The sequence below is a fragment of the Allobosea sp. TWI1241 genome, assembly GCF_039673065.1.
GTDB lineage: Bacteria > Pseudomonadota > Alphaproteobacteria > Rhizobiales > Beijerinckiaceae > Allobosea.
Genome location: NZ_JBDJKW010000001.1, coordinates 515,341 through 530,645 on the forward strand (window position 1 = coordinate 515,341; position 15,305 = coordinate 530,645).

At 70.1% G+C, this 15,305-nt stretch carries 15 protein-coding genes; 9 read left to right on the forward strand and 6 right to left on the reverse strand.

All coding sequences use genetic code 11. The features are described 5' to 3' along the window. Window positions 1-2 precede the first annotated feature (2 nt). The 5 genes from ABE438_RS02500 to ABE438_RS02520 all read right to left on the reverse strand — a co-directional run bounded on the left by ABE438_RS02500 (window position 3) and on the right by ABE438_RS02520 (window position 5,066). Entirely contained in the window at window positions 3-2,057 is a 2,055-nt protein-coding gene (locus tag ABE438_RS02500) for a methyl-accepting chemotaxis protein (protein ID WP_346500861.1), read from the reverse strand. Window positions 2,058-2,178: 121 nt separating this feature from the next. Further along, a complete protein-coding gene (locus ABE438_RS02505) occupies window positions 2,179-2,907 on the reverse strand; it encodes a TetR/AcrR family transcriptional regulator (protein WP_346500863.1) in 729 nt (242 codons plus the stop codon). 155 nt (window positions 2,908-3,062) lie between these two features. Further along, window positions 3,063-3,881: a pyrroline-5-carboxylate reductase gene (proC, locus tag ABE438_RS02510; RefSeq protein WP_346500865.1), complete on the reverse strand. Its 819-nt coding sequence runs from the start codon at window positions 3,879-3,881 to the stop codon at window positions 3,063-3,065. A gap of 106 nt (window positions 3,882-3,987) precedes the next feature. Further along, window positions 3,988-4,494, reverse strand: a complete 507-nt coding sequence (locus ABE438_RS02515; protein WP_346500867.1) for a type III secretion system chaperone family protein — start codon at window positions 4,492-4,494, stop codon at window positions 3,988-3,990. 317 nt (window positions 4,495-4,811) lie between these two features. After that, a complete protein-coding gene (locus ABE438_RS02520; RefSeq protein ID WP_346500869.1) occupies window positions 4,812-5,066 on the reverse strand; it encodes an accessory factor UbiK family protein in 255 nt (84 codons plus the stop codon). A gap of 218 nt (window positions 5,067-5,284) precedes the next feature. On the opposite strand from ABE438_RS02520, the gene ABE438_RS02525 reads away from it, so the two are divergent. From ABE438_RS02525 to ABE438_RS02565, 9 genes are all read left to right on the forward strand, one after another. Then, on the forward strand, window positions 5,285-5,809 hold the full coding sequence (locus ABE438_RS02525; protein WP_346500870.1) for a hypothetical protein: 525 nt from the start codon (window positions 5,285-5,287) through the stop codon (window positions 5,807-5,809). A gap of 203 nt (window positions 5,810-6,012) precedes the next feature. Beyond that, on the forward strand, window positions 6,013-6,957 hold the full coding sequence (locus ABE438_RS02530; protein WP_346500872.1) for a ribose-phosphate pyrophosphokinase: 945 nt from the start codon (window positions 6,013-6,015) through the stop codon (window positions 6,955-6,957). Then, window positions 6,957-7,685: a 7-cyano-7-deazaguanine synthase QueC gene (queC, locus tag ABE438_RS02535; RefSeq protein ID WP_346500874.1), complete on the forward strand. Its 729-nt coding sequence runs from the start codon at window positions 6,957-6,959 to the stop codon at window positions 7,683-7,685. The genes ABE438_RS02530 and queC overlap by 1 nt, the downstream gene beginning before the upstream one ends. Continuing rightward, window positions 7,675-8,238 carry a VUT family protein gene (locus ABE438_RS02540; RefSeq protein ID WP_346500876.1) on the forward strand — a complete coding sequence of 188 codons (564 nt, stop codon included), beginning with the start codon at window positions 7,675-7,677 and terminating at the stop codon, window positions 8,236-8,238. The genes queC and ABE438_RS02540 overlap by 11 nt, the downstream gene beginning before the upstream one ends. Before the next feature lie 91 nt (window positions 8,239-8,329). Next, the gene (locus ABE438_RS02545) at window positions 8,330-10,177 is read left to right on the forward strand and encodes a putative bifunctional diguanylate cyclase/phosphodiesterase (protein WP_346500877.1); all 1,848 of its coding nucleotides are present in this window, start codon (window positions 8,330-8,332) and stop codon (window positions 10,175-10,177) included. Between the two features lie 158 nt (window positions 10,178-10,335). Beyond that, window positions 10,336-10,941: a 50S ribosomal protein L25/general stress protein Ctc gene (locus ABE438_RS02550; protein WP_346500879.1), complete on the forward strand. Its 606-nt coding sequence runs from the start codon at window positions 10,336-10,338 to the stop codon at window positions 10,939-10,941. Between the two features lie 97 nt (window positions 10,942-11,038). Then, window positions 11,039-11,650, forward strand: coding sequence for an aminoacyl-tRNA hydrolase (gene pth, locus ABE438_RS02555; RefSeq protein ID WP_346500880.1), 612 nt, complete (start codon window positions 11,039-11,041; stop codon window positions 11,648-11,650). 133 nt (window positions 11,651-11,783) lie between these two features. Beyond that, on the forward strand, window positions 11,784-12,881 hold the full coding sequence (gene ychF, locus ABE438_RS02560) for a redox-regulated ATPase YchF (RefSeq protein ID WP_346500882.1): 1,098 nt from the start codon (window positions 11,784-11,786) through the stop codon (window positions 12,879-12,881). Window positions 12,882-12,900: 19 nt separating this feature from the next. Further along, window positions 12,901-13,926: a MaoC/PaaZ C-terminal domain-containing protein gene (locus tag ABE438_RS02565; protein ID WP_346500884.1), complete on the forward strand. Its 1,026-nt coding sequence runs from the start codon at window positions 12,901-12,903 to the stop codon at window positions 13,924-13,926. Here ABE438_RS02565 and ABE438_RS02570 read toward each other — a convergent pair whose 3' ends face one another. Continuing rightward, entirely contained in the window at window positions 13,927-15,243 is a 1,317-nt protein-coding gene (locus ABE438_RS02570) for a GGDEF domain-containing protein (protein WP_346500886.1), read from the reverse strand. Between the last annotated feature and the right edge of the window lie 62 nt (window positions 15,244-15,305).

Genomic DNA, 15,305 nt, shown 5'->3' on the forward strand with positions numbered 1-15,305 from the left:
GCTCAGAACTCCTCCCAGCCGCTATCGGCTTCGTTGACCACCGATTTGCGGGCGGGTGCGGCCGGCGGTTTGGCCGGCGGCGCGACGCGCGCCATGCGGTTCGCCATCGCCTTGAGCGCCGCGACCTCGGCGGTCGCCGCCGCCGAGACCGGCGCGGAGATCGCAGGCGCAGCGGCAGGCTTGGCCACGGGGTTGGCCACCGGGTTGGCCACGGAAGCGGCGACCGTCTTGGCCGCGGGCGCGGAGGCAGCATGCGCCGCCGCATCGGCACCGAGGCGGAAATGTCCGAGCAGCCTGGCGAGCCTGTCGGCCTCCTGCAGCAGCGACTGCGAGGCGGCGGTCGACTGCTCGGCCATGGCGGCGTTCTGCTGCGTCGCCTGGTCCATGTCGTTGACGGCGCCGTTGACCTCCTGCAGGCCGGCGGCCTGCTCCTGCGCCGCCGAGGAGATCTCGGCGACCAGCGAGGCGACGCGGGTGATCTCGCCCGACATCCGGGTCAGGGCGCTGCCGGTCTGGCCGACCAGCGACACGCCCTTCTCGACCTCCTCGAACGAGGCCGCGATCAGCCCCTTGATCTCCTTGGCAGCCGCGGCGGAACGCTGCGCCAGGGCCCGAACCTCGGAGGCGACCACGGCGAAGCCCTTGCCGGCCTCGCCGGCGCGCGCCGCCTCGACGCTGGCGTTGAGCGCCAGCAGGTTGGTCTGGAAAGCGATCTCGTCGATGACGCCGACGATCTGCGAGATTTCCTGCGCCGAGCGCTCGATCCCGCCCATCGCGGCGACCGCGTCGCGCACGATCTGGCCGGACTGCTCGGCCTCGCTCTTGACCTGGATCGTCGCGCTGTTGGCCTGGCGCGCGCCCTCGGCGGTCTGGCGCACGGTGGCGGTCAGCTGATCGAGGGCAGACGCCGTCTCCTCGACCGAGGAGGCCTGCTGCTCGGTGCGGTTGGCGAGGTCGTCGGCCGCCTGGCGGATCTCGCCCGCGCCGGTCTTCATGCTGTCGGCGTTGCTGGCGATCTGGCGCATGGTGCGCTCGAGATGCGCCATGGCGGCGTTGAAATCGCCCTTGAGCTTGGCGTATTCGGCGCTGAACGACGCCTCGATGCGGTAGGTCAGCTCGCCGGCCGTCAGCCGGTCGAGCCCCTCGCCCAGCGCCTCGACCACCACGGCCTGCTTGCGGGCCTCCTCGCTGCGCTGCGCCTCGTTGAGGGTGCGTTCGGCGTCGGCGACGCGGCGGTGCTCGCCCGCCTCGCTCTCGGCCTGTGCCTTCTCGGCCTCGATGCGGCGCTTCTCGACGGCGGCGTCGCGGAAGACCTCGAGCGAACGGGCCATCTCGCCGATCGAATCATGGCGCTCGCGATGCGCGATCTCGACCGCGAGATCGCCGGCGGCGAGCCCGGTCGCGGCCTCCGACAGGCTGGAGAGCATGCCTGCCGCGCGGCGGCTGAGCAGGAAGACCACAGCGAACAGCAGCAGCGACAGCGGGACCAACACCATCGCCACCTTCAGCGTCGTGGTGATGAAGGCGCGGTTGACGTCGTGGATGTGCATGCCGGCGCCGACGGCCCACTGCCACTCAGGTACGCCGACGACATAGGAGATCTTCAGCGACGGGTCGCTGTCGCCCGGCTTGACCCATTGATATTCGATATAGCCGGAGCCATCGGCCTTGGCGATGTCGATCATCTTGCGGACGAACAGCAGCCCGGTCGGATCGGCGAGGGTCGACATGTCGGTGCCGACGAGCTTCGGGCTGGCATGGGCGATGTTGATGCCGTCATAGCGGATGACGAACACGTAGTTGCCGTTGTCGAAGCGGGCATTGGTCACCGCGTCGATGGCGAGCTTGCGCGCCGACGCCTCATCGAGCTCGCCCTTCTTCACCCGTGCGACATAGGCGGCGATGGTCGAGGCGGCGGCGTCGACCGAGCTGGTCACCTCGGCCCGCTTCAACGCGACCATGTCCTTGCGCGCCTCGTAGAGGGTCACGCCGCCGCAGGAGGCCGCCAGCATGGCACCGAGCACGGCCACCAGGGCGAAGGACTGACCGATCGACAAGGATCGGAGGGCTTTGAGCACAGGCATCGCAAGGTCCAGTCGGTACAGGCATCGCACCCTCCCCGACCGGACACTAACGTCAGCTTAATATCGCCATGCTCTCGCCACGAATCAGCCGCGCTCAGATCGCGACGGCGTAGTCGTCGGGCGCCTCGGGCTGCATGCGCTCGCGCCGGCGCCGCTCGCGCCGGCCGCCGCAGAGCGCCCGTGCCAGCCCGCGCAGCGGAGCGGTCAGCCGGTGCACGTCCTCGACGCGCGCCATCACGCGGGCCGCCGTCTTCAGTTCGGCGTCGAGCTTGGCCATGGTGCGCGACAGCTCCGGCTCGTCGTCGACCAGCCAGGTTTCCATCACCCGGCTCATCAGCAGGACGGCACCGCGCGCCCGCACCGAGCCGAGCGAATCCTCGGTCGGGATGCCGGCGGAAGCCAGCATGTAGCGCCAGGAATTGGTGGCGCTGCGGCCGAAGGCGGCCAGCGCCAGCGGGTCGCGCCGCAATGCGACGAGCGCCGAACGCAGGCCGGCCTTGTAGGGCGCCAGCGCATCGAGGCGGCGCATCACCAGATCGAACATGCGCTCGCGATAGCTTTCGTCGCGCAGATCGTCCGAATTGCCGGCGAGAACGGCCTCGTCGGCCATGCGCGTCAGCCCGCCGAGGATAGCGAGCTTGGAGGGGAAGAGATTGCGCATCTCGGCGAGGCCGATCCCGGCCTCCTGCGCGATGTCGGGCAGCTCGATCGTGTCCCAGTCGCGGCTGGCCGCGAGCCGGAACAGCGCCTCGACGACGGCGCGGCGCGGGTCCGGGCGGGCGGCCCCGCCGGTGGCTTCGGACGAAACGGGCTTGCTGGCCATGGCTCTCTCCTTCGCGAAGGGCTGCTGTCGGAAAGCTGGGCCTCGTCGCGGCCGGGCGCAAGCCGGCGCGCTGTCGCGGCGCGCGTGGCCGGAGCCGGGAGGCCCGTTCCCGAGCCTCCCTCTCTAGGCTGCCGATGCGGCAGCGCGATGGCGGCTCAGCCGGCCAGTTCCTCGGCGCGCTTCTTGGCGGCGGCGACGGCGCGGCGCAGCAGCGGCGGCATGCCGTCCTGCTCGGCCATCAGCACCGCGAGCGCCGCGGCGGTGGTGCCGCCCGGCGAGGTCACGTTCTGGCGCAGGGTGGCGGGGGAGAGATCCGACTGGAACAGCAATTCGCCGGCACCTTCGACCGTGGCGCGCGCCAGCCGCTCGGCGAGGTCCGCCGGCAGGCCGACCGCGGCACCGGCCGCCGCCATGCACTCGACCAGATGGAAGACATAGGCCGGGCCCGAGCCGGAGACCGCGGTCACCGCGTCGATCAGCCCCTCGCTCTCCAGCCATTCGACCTTGCCGACGCCGGCGAGCAGCTGGTCGGCCATGGCGCGCTGCGCCGCGCTGACGCCCGGGCCGGCCGCGGCGGCGGTGATACCGCGCCCGACCGAGGCCGGCAGGTTCGGCATGGCGCGCACCATCGCGCCGGCATTCGGCAGGCGCTGGCCGAGATCGCCCAGCGTCTTGCCGGCGAGCACCGAGATCAGCAGCGTGCCGGGGCCGATCAGCGCCTGCACCGAAGGCGCCGCGGTGTCGAGCATCTGCGGCTTGGTCGCCAGCACCACGACCTCGGCCGGGGCGGGCTTCGCCGGGTTGACGTTCATGCCCTTCTCGGCGGCCAGGGCCGACATCGCCTCGCCGATATGCGGATCGATCAGGGTGATGCGATGGCCTTCGAGGCCGAGCTTGACCCAGCCCTCGAGCATGGCGCCGCCCATCTTCCCGGCACCGACGAGGACGAGCGACTGCGGAAGCTGGCTGGACATGGCGAATTCCTGTTTCGGCTGGGCGTGTCTGGACGCGGCGCGGCGCGTGCCGCCCAGAAAGCCCCGCGCCGCGCCGGGGTCAAGCCCGCGCGACGACGCGCCCGGCTCAGGCCTCGCCCATCGTCTCCAGCATCGCGCCTTCGAGGCCTTCGCGGGCGGTCTTGCCGGCCCAGACCACGAACTGGAAGGCCTGGTAATAGCGCTCGCAGGCCTCGACGGCCGCCTTGATCAGCGCCGCCGCCTGTTCCGCGGTCGGCTCCGCCCCACCCGAGAGCAGCAGCGCGTGGCGGTAGACCGCGACGTTCTCCGAGCTCCACAGGTCGAAATGGCCGAGCCAGAGCTGCTCGTTGATCAGGCCGATCAGCGTCATCACCTCGGGGCGGCGACGCTCGGGGATCTTGAGGTCGAAACCGCAGGCGACATGGATCGCCTCGACATCCGACAGCCAGGTGATCGCGACGTGATACTCGGTCCAGCCGCCGGTCACCGAGACCGAGAGCTCGTCGTCGCCGTCGCGGTCGAAGCTCCAGCTGTTGATGGCCGCGAGATGCTCGATCAGGTCGAGAGGGTTGGAAGGGCGTTCGAAGTCGGTGTCCAGATCAAGATCCATCATGCCCAGGGTCCAACCGCCGGAGGCCTGTGGCGCTCCGGCACGTTCGAGAACGGGAACACGGCGACTGGAAAAGCTCGGAGAACGCAACCCGACCTGGCTGCCGCTGACGGCCCGCCATCCGCCGGAAGCGCCGTTTTGGGCGGCAGTCCCGACGAATCACCTCTCTTCATCGACGATAGCGCCGGATTCACGACGAACCCAACACGCGACGCAGGCTCTGCGGATTCGACCCTGCGCTCAATCCCCGAACCGGACTGTCCACAAGGCTGACGGACCTTGCGGCAACAACCGCCCCGGACCTTACGGTCCTGCTCCGGTCAGCCCTGGCCGGCCTTGGCCTCGAGCGCGGCGAGGCGCGCGGCGAGCCGGTCGTTCTCCTCGCGGGCGAGCAGCGCCATCTCGCGCACCGCCTCGAACTCCTCGCGGGTGACCACGTCCATGTCGCGCAGGAGACGCTCGATCTGCGTCTTCACCACGGTCTCGACCTCGCGGCGCACGCCCTGGGCGGCGCCGGCGGCGTCGGTGGCGAGACGGGCGATGTCGTCGAGGATGCGGTTGCTGGTACTGACCATCGGAATGACTCCTGCGCTGCGGCACCCTGCGCTTGCGCGCGCTCCGCGCCGTCCAGATGCGCAGCAGATATGGCGAAGCCACCGCCCCAGCGCAATCGTGCCCCGTCCACGGCGCCGGCGGGCTGCGAACTGGACCGGGCGGGAATCAGGGCCTAGAACGGGCGGCGCAGGAGAGTTTCCGTCAAACAAGGCCCGCGTCGCAGCGGGCGGGAGGCGACATGTCGATTCCTTCTCGTGGCCTCGTGCGCGGCGCCGTCCTGGGCCCTGCGCTCGCCCTGGCGCTGGCCGGCTGCCAGGAAACCACCACCGCGGCGCGTCCGCGCGTCGATGCGCCCGGCATTCCGGTCTCGGTGCACAGCATTTCCGGCGCGCCGACGCAGGTGACCACCGCCTTCGCCAGCCTGCTCGGCGAGGCCGCGGCCGAGCGCAAGATGGAGATCGTGCCCGGCGACAAGCCCGCGCGTTTCCGGGTGCGCGGCTACCTCACCGCCCAGCCGACCGAAGACGGCCAGACCGCCCTCGCCTTCGTCTGGGACGTCTATGACGAGAAGCGCAAGCGCGCCCAGCGCGTGCAGGGCGAGAGCATCGGCCGGCGCAGCGGCGGCGGCGATCCCTGGTCCGGCATCGACCAGACCATCGTCGCCAAGGCGGCCTCCGATTCGATGGACGCGATCGCCGGCTTCCTGACCACAAGCCCGTCCGGCCCAGCCGAAGGCACGCGCACCGCCAAGGCCACGGACTGACGAAGCCGCTGACCGACGCAGTCACGCACTGAACGCTTCGCGGCCGCCGAAAGGCGGCCGCTGCTGTTACCGCAGCGCAACATTTGCATGACGGCCATCGCGACGATCGGTCGACTCGGCGTCATCGCGCTGTTATGAGCCCTTCGAAACTGGGGTGCCCCCCGCGCCCCCCGAGCTCTTCAGCGTTTCTGGTGCGTCCCGGCATGCCCTCTCCGTTCAAAGTCGTCGCCGGCAACTCCAACCGCCCCCTCGCCGAAGCGATCTGCGCGCATCTGGAGGTCCCGCTGGCCCGGGCGCAGGTGAAGCGCTTCGCCGACATGGAGGTCTTCGTCGAGATCCAGGAGAACGTCCGCGGCCAGGACGTCTTCGTGATCCAGTCGACCTCCTTCCCGACGAACGACCATCTTATGGAGCTCCTGATCATCGTCGATGCGCTGCGCCGCTCCTCGGCCAAGCGCATCACGGCGGTGATCCCCTATTTCGGCTATGCCCGCCAGGACCGTCGCGCCTCGGGCCGCACGCCGATCTCGGCCAAGCTCGTCGCCAACCTGATCACCCATGCCGGAGTCGACCGCGTCCTGACGCTCGACCTGCATGCCGGGCAGATCCAGGGCTTCTTCGACATCCCCACCGACAACCTGTTCGGCGCGCCGCTGATGGCGCGCGACATCAAGGACCGGCTGGACTGGAAGAACGCCATGGTCGTCTCGCCGGATGTCGGCGGCGTGGTGCGCGCCCGCGCGCTGGCCAAGCGCATCGACGCGCCGCTCGCCATCGTCGACAAGCGCCGCGACCGGCCGGGCGAATCCGAGGTGATGAACATCATCGGCTCGGTCGAGGGCCGCTCCTGCATCCTGCTCGACGACATCGTCGATTCCGGCGGCACGCTGGTGAATGCGGCCGACGCCCTGCTCGAGCAGGGCGCCCGCGAGGTGTATGCCTACATCACCCATGGCGTGCTCTCCGGCGGCGCCGTCGCCCGCATCGCCAACTCCAAGCTCAAGGAGCTGGTGATCTCCGACTCGATCATGCCGACCGAGGCCGTGAAGGTCGCGCGCAACATCCGCGTCATCTCGATCGCCCAGCTGATGGGCGAGGCGATCCATCGCACCGCCGCCGAGACGAGCGTGTCCAGCCTGTTCGACTGATGGCGGCCGGGCGCGCCCTGGTCCTGTTCTCCGGCGGACAGGATTCCACCACGGCGCTCGCCTGGGCGCTCGCACGCTTCGATGCGGTCGAGACCGTCGGCTTCGACTACGGCCAGCGCCACCGCGTCGAGCTGGCCTGCCGCGAGACCATCCGCCGGGCGCTGCCGCATGTCGTGCCCGAGCTGGCGACGCGCCTCGGCCGGGACCACATGCTCGACCTCGCCTCGCTGGGCGCGATCTCCGAGACCGCCCTGACCCGCGAGGCCGAGATCGGCTTCGCCGAGACCGGCCTGCCCACCACCTTCGTGCCGGGCCGCAACCTGATCTTCCTGACCTTCGCGGCCGCCCTCGCCTATCGCCGCGACTGCCGCCACATCGTGCTCGGCGTCTGCGAGACCGACTATTCCGGCTATCCCGACTGCCGGGACGACACGGTCAAGGCGATGCAGGTGGCGCTCGGGCTCGGCCTCGACCGCCGGCTGGTGCTGCACACCCCGCTGATGTGGCGCGACAAGGCCCAGACCTTCGCGCTCGCCCGCCGGCTCGGCGGCGAGCCCCTGCTCGACCTCGTGGTCGAGGAGAGCCATAGCTGCTATCTCGGCGATCGCGAGACGCGGCACGCCTGGGGCTATGGCTGCGGCCATTGCCCGGCATGCGATTTGCGAGCAAAAGGTTTCGCCGCCTACGAACTGGCCCCCGACGACAGCGGACCGCACCATGACGATTGACCGGCAACGGCGCCTCGAGGGCCTGATCGCGCTCGTGCTCTTCGCGCTCACCATTCCGGCCGCCAACTGGCTGATCGCCAATGCCGGCACGGTCTGCGTGCCGCAGGGCCCCTGCCTCGTGCCCGTGGCGCCCGGCCTCAAGGCACCGAGCGGCGTGCTGATGATCGGCCTCGCTCTGGTGCTGCGCGACATCGTCCAGCGCCGGCTCGGCACCTATGTCGGCCTCGGCGCCATTGCGGTCGGCACGATCATCTCCGGCTTCCTCGCCCCGCCGGCGATCGTGGTCGCCTCGATGACCGCCTTCCTGCTCTCCGAGCTCGCCGACTTCGCGGTCTACACACCGCTGCAGCGGCGCAACCTCGTGCTCGCCGTCGCCGCCTCCGGGGTGATGGGGCTGGTGGTCGACAGCATCGTCTTCCTCCAGCTCGCCTTCGGCAGCCTCGACTTCCTCGCCGGGCAGATCGTCGGCAAGGCCTGGATGGTGCTGCTCGCCTTGCCGTTGGTGCACTGGCTGCGTCGGCGCGACGAGCGCCTGGGGCTGATGCCGGCGTGAATAAAGGCCGTCAGCAGGGCCCGGAGCCGGCTTAACGACCGCTTCACGCCTTGCGGCGATGCTCGACGGATTCCGACCGGCGAGCCCTCCCATGATGCGACTACCGGACTCCGTAGCGCGCCTGCAATCGCTCCAGAATGCGATCCTCGTCGCAATCACCCGCGGCGAGCCCCTCGCCACGGTCATGGACCATCTCTGTCGGCAGGTGGAGGCGATCGCGCCGGGCGTGACCTGCTCGGTCCTCGCCCGCACGCCGGACGAACGGCTTCTCACCCTCGCCGCCCCCAGCCTGCCCTCCTCCTATGCCGCCTTCGTCGACGGGTTGCCGATCGGCCCGCGGGTCGGCTCCTGTGGCACCGCGATCTTCCGCGGCGAGCAGGTCGAGGTCACCGACATCGCCACCGACCCTCTCTGGGACGGCTACCGCGACGGCGTCCTGGCGCTCGGTATGCAGGCCTGCTGGTCGAGCCCGATCGTGGCGCGCGACGCCCGCGTCGTCGGCAGCTTCGCCTTCTACTATCGCGAGAAGCGCGGGCCGACCGGCTTCGAGCGCCGCATCGTCTCGGCCTGCGTGCATCTCTGCGCCATCGCGATCGAGCATGACGAGGTCAATGCCCGCAACCATCGCCTCGCCTATTTCGACACGCTGACCGGCCTGCCCAACCGCGCGCGCTTCAACGAGGCGATCACGGCCCTCGGCGCGCGCGGCCCGAGCCGCTACGGGCTGATGATGATCGACATCGATCGCCTGAAGGCGGTCAACGACACGCTCGGCCACGCCATCGGCGACCGGCTGATCGAGGCGGTGGCGTCACGCATCGCCGGCGTCGTCGGCAAGGACAATGTCTTCCGCATCGGCGGCGACGAATTCGCAGCCCTGCTGCCCCATTGCAGCCGCGCCGCCGATCTGCGCTCCGCCGCCAGCGCCATCCTGCGCAGCATGCAGGGCGCGGTCGACTGCGACGGCAGCCGGATCAACCCGAGCGTGACCATGGGCGGCACGCTCGCCGGGGAGGACGGCACCGATGTCGCCGTGCTGCGCCAGAACGTCGACTTCGCCCTCTATCACGCCAAGGAGCACAAGCGCGGCGGCTTCGTGCGCTTCCATCACGAGCTGCGCACCTCGATGACGCGCCGCCTCCAGACCATCCGCCGCGTCGACGAGGCGCTGAACGACGCCCGGATCGTCCCGCACTACCAGCCGGTGGTGCATCTCGCGAGCGGGCGCATCCGCGGGCTGGAGGCGCTGGCGCGCCTGCGCCTGGCCAATGGCGATATCGTCTCCGCCGGCGAATTCCACGAGGCGCTGCAGGATCCCGGAATCGGCTACCGCCTCTCGAGCCAGATGCTCTCGGCCGTCGCCGCCGACATGCTGCGCTGGCAGCGGGAAGGCATCGCCATCGCCTCGGTCGGCATCAACGTGACCGCCGCCGACTTCCTCAAGGGCGATCTCGTGCCGCGCATCGTGCGCACCTTCGGCCGGGCCCGGCTGCCGCTGGAGCAGCTGGTGGTCGAGATCACCGAGCAGGTGATCATGGGCGACCGGCTCGACGGCGTCGCGCGCACCATCGCCATGCTGCGCGAGCGCGGCATCACCGTGGCGCTCGACGATTTCGGCACCGGCTTCGCCTCGCTGACCCATCTGCTCGACTTCCCCGTCGACGTCATCAAGATCGACCGCTCCTTCATCGGCGGTCTCGACACGGGCGCGCGCAGCAACGCCATCGTCGGCGCGCTGGTCGGCATGGCCGAGAGCCTCGGGGTGCGCATCGTCGCCGAGGGCATCGAGACACGCGAGCAGGAAAGCCGCCTGCGCGCCATGGGCTGCGAGCTCGGCCAGGGCTTCCTCTATTCGCAGGCCGTGCCGACCGACATGGTCGGCATGCTGGTAGAGCGGCTCGGCACGACCGCCGCGCCGGGCGCCGCCAGCGCCGCCTGAGACAGGCTTCCTGCCGCCCCTCCGCCCTTTCGGGGTTGAGATCGTGCGCCTTTTCGCCTATGAGGCAGCCAGCGCTCCACTGACACCCTTGGAGGCAGGGGCGCTGATCGGAAAGGGCCGCCGCCAGGCGGCCTTGTCATTTAGCAAGGATGCACATCATGACCGCCGTGAAGCAGATTCAGGCTTCGACGCGCGCCCAGGTCGGCAAGGGGGCCGCCCGGGCTGTTCGCCGTCAGGGCCTCACCCCCGCCGTGATCTACGGTGCGGGCGAAGCGCCCGTCGCCATCGCGCTCGACGCCAACAAGACCCGCCAGATGATCTATGCCGGTCACTTCCTGACCACGCTGTTCGAGATCGACGTGGACGGCAACAAGACCCGTGTCATCCCGCGCGACTACCAGCTCGATCCCGTCAAGGACACGCCGCTGCACGTCGACTTCCTGCGCGTTTCGGCCGGCCAGACCGTCAAGGTCCAGGTCCCGGTCCACGTCGTCGGCCAGGACGCCTCGCCCGGCCTGAAGAACGGCGGCACCATGCAGATCGTCGAGCACACCGTCGAGATCGAAGTCTCGCCGGAGCGCATCCCGGACGCGCTCGAAGTCTCCGTCGAGGGTCTCGAGGTCGGTGACACGCTGCACGGCAATGCGCTCAAGCTGCCGGCCGGCGTCACCCTGACCGGCGACCGCGACTCGCTCGTGCTGGTCACGATCGTGCCGCCGACCGTCGACGCCGAGCCCGCCGAGGCCGAAGCCCCCGAGGCGTGAGCCCGGCGCTCGACCGAGCGGACGAACGACACTCGCGGACGGCCGGGCATGCCCGGCCGTTTTGCTATCGACGGCATGAGATGCGGGACAGGACGCGATGCTGATCTTCGCCGGCCTCGGCAATCCGGGCGCGCGCTATGCCCGCAACCGGCACAATATCGGCTTCATGGCGCTGGAGGCGATCGCCCGTGCGCACCGCGCCGCGCCCTGGCGCGCCCGCTTCCAGGGCCAGGCGGCGGAGGCCGTCATCGGCGGCGAGAAGGTGCTGCTGCTGATGCCGCAGACTTATATGAACGAATCCGGCCGGGCGATCGGCGAGGCTGCCCGCTTCTTCAAGGTCGCCCCGGCTGACGTGGTCGTCTTCCACGACGAGCTCGACCTCGCCCCGGCCAAGCTGCGGGTGAAGCTCGGCGGCGGCAATGCCGGCCATAACGGGCTGCGCTCGACCACGGCGGCCATCGGCAACGAATACCGCCGCGTGCGCATGGGCATCGGCCATCCCGGCGACAAGGCGCTGGTCCACGCCTATGTGCTGAACGATTTCGGCAAGGCGGAGGAGCCCTGGGTCGAGGATCTGTGCACGGCCTGCGCCGACAATGCCGCACTGCTCGCCGCCCATGACGACGCCAGCTTCCAGAACAAGGTCCACCTGTTCATGGAGGCGCACGGCCATGGCGCGGTGAAGCGGCTCGGCGAAAAGCCGGACTGAGCCCGCCGCGCAGGGCGGCCTCGCCGCTCCCGACCTTGTCTTTTGCGGCCGCGCCCCCAATAACGCGCCGCAGCAGCGAGCATCACAGTTTCCCGCGCCGGCATCGCCCGCCGCGGCCAGAGGACGAGCGATCATGGGCTTCAAATGCGGCATCGTCGGCCTGCCGAACGTCGGCAAGTCGACCCTCTTCAACGCGCTGACGCAGACGGCGGCGGCCCAGGCCGCGAACTATCCGTTCTGCACGATCGAGCCCAATGTCGGCGACGTCGCCGTGCCGGACGCCCGCCTGGAGCAGCTCGCCGCCATCGCCGGCTCCAAGGACATCATCCCGACGCGCCTGACCTTCGTCGACATCGCCGGCCTGGTGCGCGGCGCCTCGCGCGGCGAAGGGCTCGGCAACCAGTTCCTCGCCAATATCCGCGAATGCGACGCCATCGCCCATGTGGTGCGCTGCTTCGAGGACGGTGACATTACCCATGTCGAGGGCCGCATCTCGCCGGTCGACGACATCGAGACCATCGAGACCGAGCTGATGCTCGCCGATCTCGAAAGCCTGGAAAAGCGCGTCGTGCCGCTGGAGAAGAAGGCCAAGTCCGGCGACAAGGAGGCCAAGGAAGCGCTCGACCTGATGAACCGCTGCCTGGTCCTGCTGCGCGACGGCAAGCCCGCGCGCCTGGTCGAGACCTCGGCCGACGAGCGCAGCGCCTTCGAGCAGCTCGGCCTGCTCTCGTCCAAGCCGGTGCTCTATGTCTGCAATGTCGAGGAGGCCAGCGCCGACAAGGGCAACGCCTTCACCGAGAAGGTCCGCGAACGGGCGGCCCAGGAGGGCGCGGTCGCGGTCGTGGTCTCGGCCAAGATCGAGAGCGAGATCGCGGTGCTGCCGCCCGAGGACCAGAAGGACTATCTCGAAGCCGTCGGCCTGGCCGAACCCGGCCTCAATCGCGTCATCCGCGCCGGCTATGCGCTGCTCAACCTCGTGACCTACTTCACCGTAGGCCCGAAGGAGGCGCGCGCCTGGACGATCGAGAAGGGCACAAAGGGCCCGCAGGCCGCCGGCGTGATCCACACCGACTTCGAGAAGGGCTATATCCGCGCCGAGACCATCGCCTTCGACGACTATGTCGCGCACAAGGGCGAATCCGGGGCGCGCGAGGCCGGGAAGTTCCGCCTCGAGGGCAAGGAATATGTCGTCGCCGATGGCGACGTGCTGCATTTCCGCTTCGCCAACTGACCGGGATTTCGAGGCCGCCATGCGCTATTTCGAGGACTTCGTCGTCGGAGAGGTCGTCGAGGCTGGCGGCATCGACGTCTCGCAGGACGACCTGATCGCCTTCGCCTCGCGCTTCGACGCGCAATCCTTCCACACCGACCCGGTGGCGGCGAAGGCGAGCTTCGGCGGCACGCTGATCGGCTCGGGCTGGCATGCCTGCGGCCTGCTGATGCGGCTGATGGCGCAGACCTTCCTGCTCGATTCCGCCTCCATGGGCGCGCCGGGCGTCGAGGAGGTCAAATGGCTGCGTCCGCTGCTGCCGGGCGAGCATGTCCGGCTGCGGCGCACCACGGTCGAGGCCAAGGAATCGCGCTCGCGGCCGCAGATGGGCCTGGTGCTGTTCCGGCTCGAATTGCTGGGGCGTGACGACAAGCCGATCGTCGAGCAGACCAACTGGATCATGATCGGCCGTCGCGGCTCGGATTTCGCCGCCCCGCGCGGCGATTGGCTCGCCCACCCGCCGGTCTACCGTGCCCCTGCCGAGCCCTGCGACCCCGAGCCCGCGCCCGGCGAGACCCCGCCGGCGCGCTTCTTCGAGGAGATCGAGGTCGGCGAGAGCCATGAGCTCGGCAGCCTCGCCTTTCCCGAGCACGAGATCGTCGCCTTCGCCCGCGCCTTCGACCCGCAGCCCTTCCACATGGACGCCGAGGCGGCCCGCGCCAGCGCCTTCGGCGGGCTGTGCGCCTCGGGCTGGCATACGGCGGCCGGCTGGATGGCGACGATGGTGGTGCACCGGCGCCGGCAGGAGGCCGCCTATGCCGCGGCCTTCGGCGGGCAGGACGCGCCGCGCCTCGGCCCCTCCCCCGGCTTCCGCAATATGCGCTGGCTGAAGCCGGTCTTTGTCGGCGACCGGATCACCTACCGCTCGACCGTGATCGGCAAGCGCGTCAGTGCCTCGCGGCCGCAATGGGGCCTGTTCTTCCACCGCAACAGCGGCGTGAACCAGAACGGCGAGGAGGTCTTCGGCTTCGACGGCTGCGTCTTCGTCGAGCGCCGCAGCGGCTGATCAGGAGGCCCGGCGGTCGGCTTCGCCCGGCCCCAGCGCGCATTCGATGCGGTCGCGCCCGTTGCGCTTGGCGGCGTAGAGCGCGCTGTCGGCCCAGCCATAGATCTCGGTCGCAGACGCCGGCAGGATGCAGGCGCACAGGCCGATCGAGACGGTGACGCGGCCGAGCTGCCCGCTCGCATCCACGCGCCCCCAGGCGATGGCGCCGAGCCGCGCACGGATCGCCTCGGCCGCCGCGAATGCCGCCTCCGGATCGGCCCCCGGCAACAGCAGCGCGAATTCCTCACCGCCGATGCGCGCAGCCTGGCCATAGCCCTCGCGAACCTCGGCCGCGATCGCATCGGCGATCAGCCCGAGGCAGGCATCGCCGGCGAGATGGCCGAAGCGGTCGTTGATGCCCTTGAACTGGTCGACATCGACCAGGAGAAGCGCCAGCCGGCCGGTGCGGCCGGCCTCCGCCTGCAGGCGCTCCATGAAACTGCGGCGATTGGCGAGGCCGGTCAGCGCGTCGGTGCTGGCCAGCTTGGCCAGCTCGCCATTGGCGGCACGCAGCGCCTCCTGCATGGCGAGCAGCTCGATCTGCTGGCGCTTGGCCATGGTGATGTCGGCGTGGATGAAGCAGCCGATGCCGTCCGAGGCGTGGCGGGCGATCACCCGCCGCCAGCGCTGGCCCGGCAGTTCGAGCTCCAGCGGCGCGCCGTCATAGCGCAGCCCGTTGCGCACGCTCACCGGCGCGCTGCCGCCGGCGCTGGCACCGCGCCAGCAATCGGCGATGATCTCGTCGAGGCTGACGCCGACGATCGGGCGGTCGGCCGGGATGTCGTAGAGCTGGCGGAAGGCGTCGTTGGCCGCGACGATGCGATCCTGCGCGTCGAGCAGCGTCGCGCCGTCGGGAATATAGCTCAGCGCCTCGATCGCCGGGATCGCCGCCACGGGCACGGCCGGGGCAGCCGCATCGCCTGAGGCGAGCAGTTGCCAGAGCCTGACGCGGTTGCCGCCGGGCGAGCGCAGGGAGGAGGCGCGCAGGCGCCGGCCGCAATGCAGGAACTCGAAGGGCTGGGTCTGGCCGTCATGGCGCGCCACGCCCTCGGCGACATAGCGCTCCAGCTCGGCCAGTTCCTCGCCCTCCAGCCGCACGGCGTAGAAGCGGCGGAGATTGTCGGCATAGCTCTCGCCGGGATGGATCGCGCCGGCATGCTCGGGGAAGAAATGCAGGAAGGTCCGGTTCCAGCCGACGGCCCGGTGATCGCCATCGTACTCGCATGCCCCGATGCCGAGCAGGTCCAGCGACTCATACAGGTAGCGCGACACTTCCATGGACTGGCTTATGGCACCGGCCGGTTAACGACAGGTGAGACGCCGTTTCCGGCGTCCCGGGC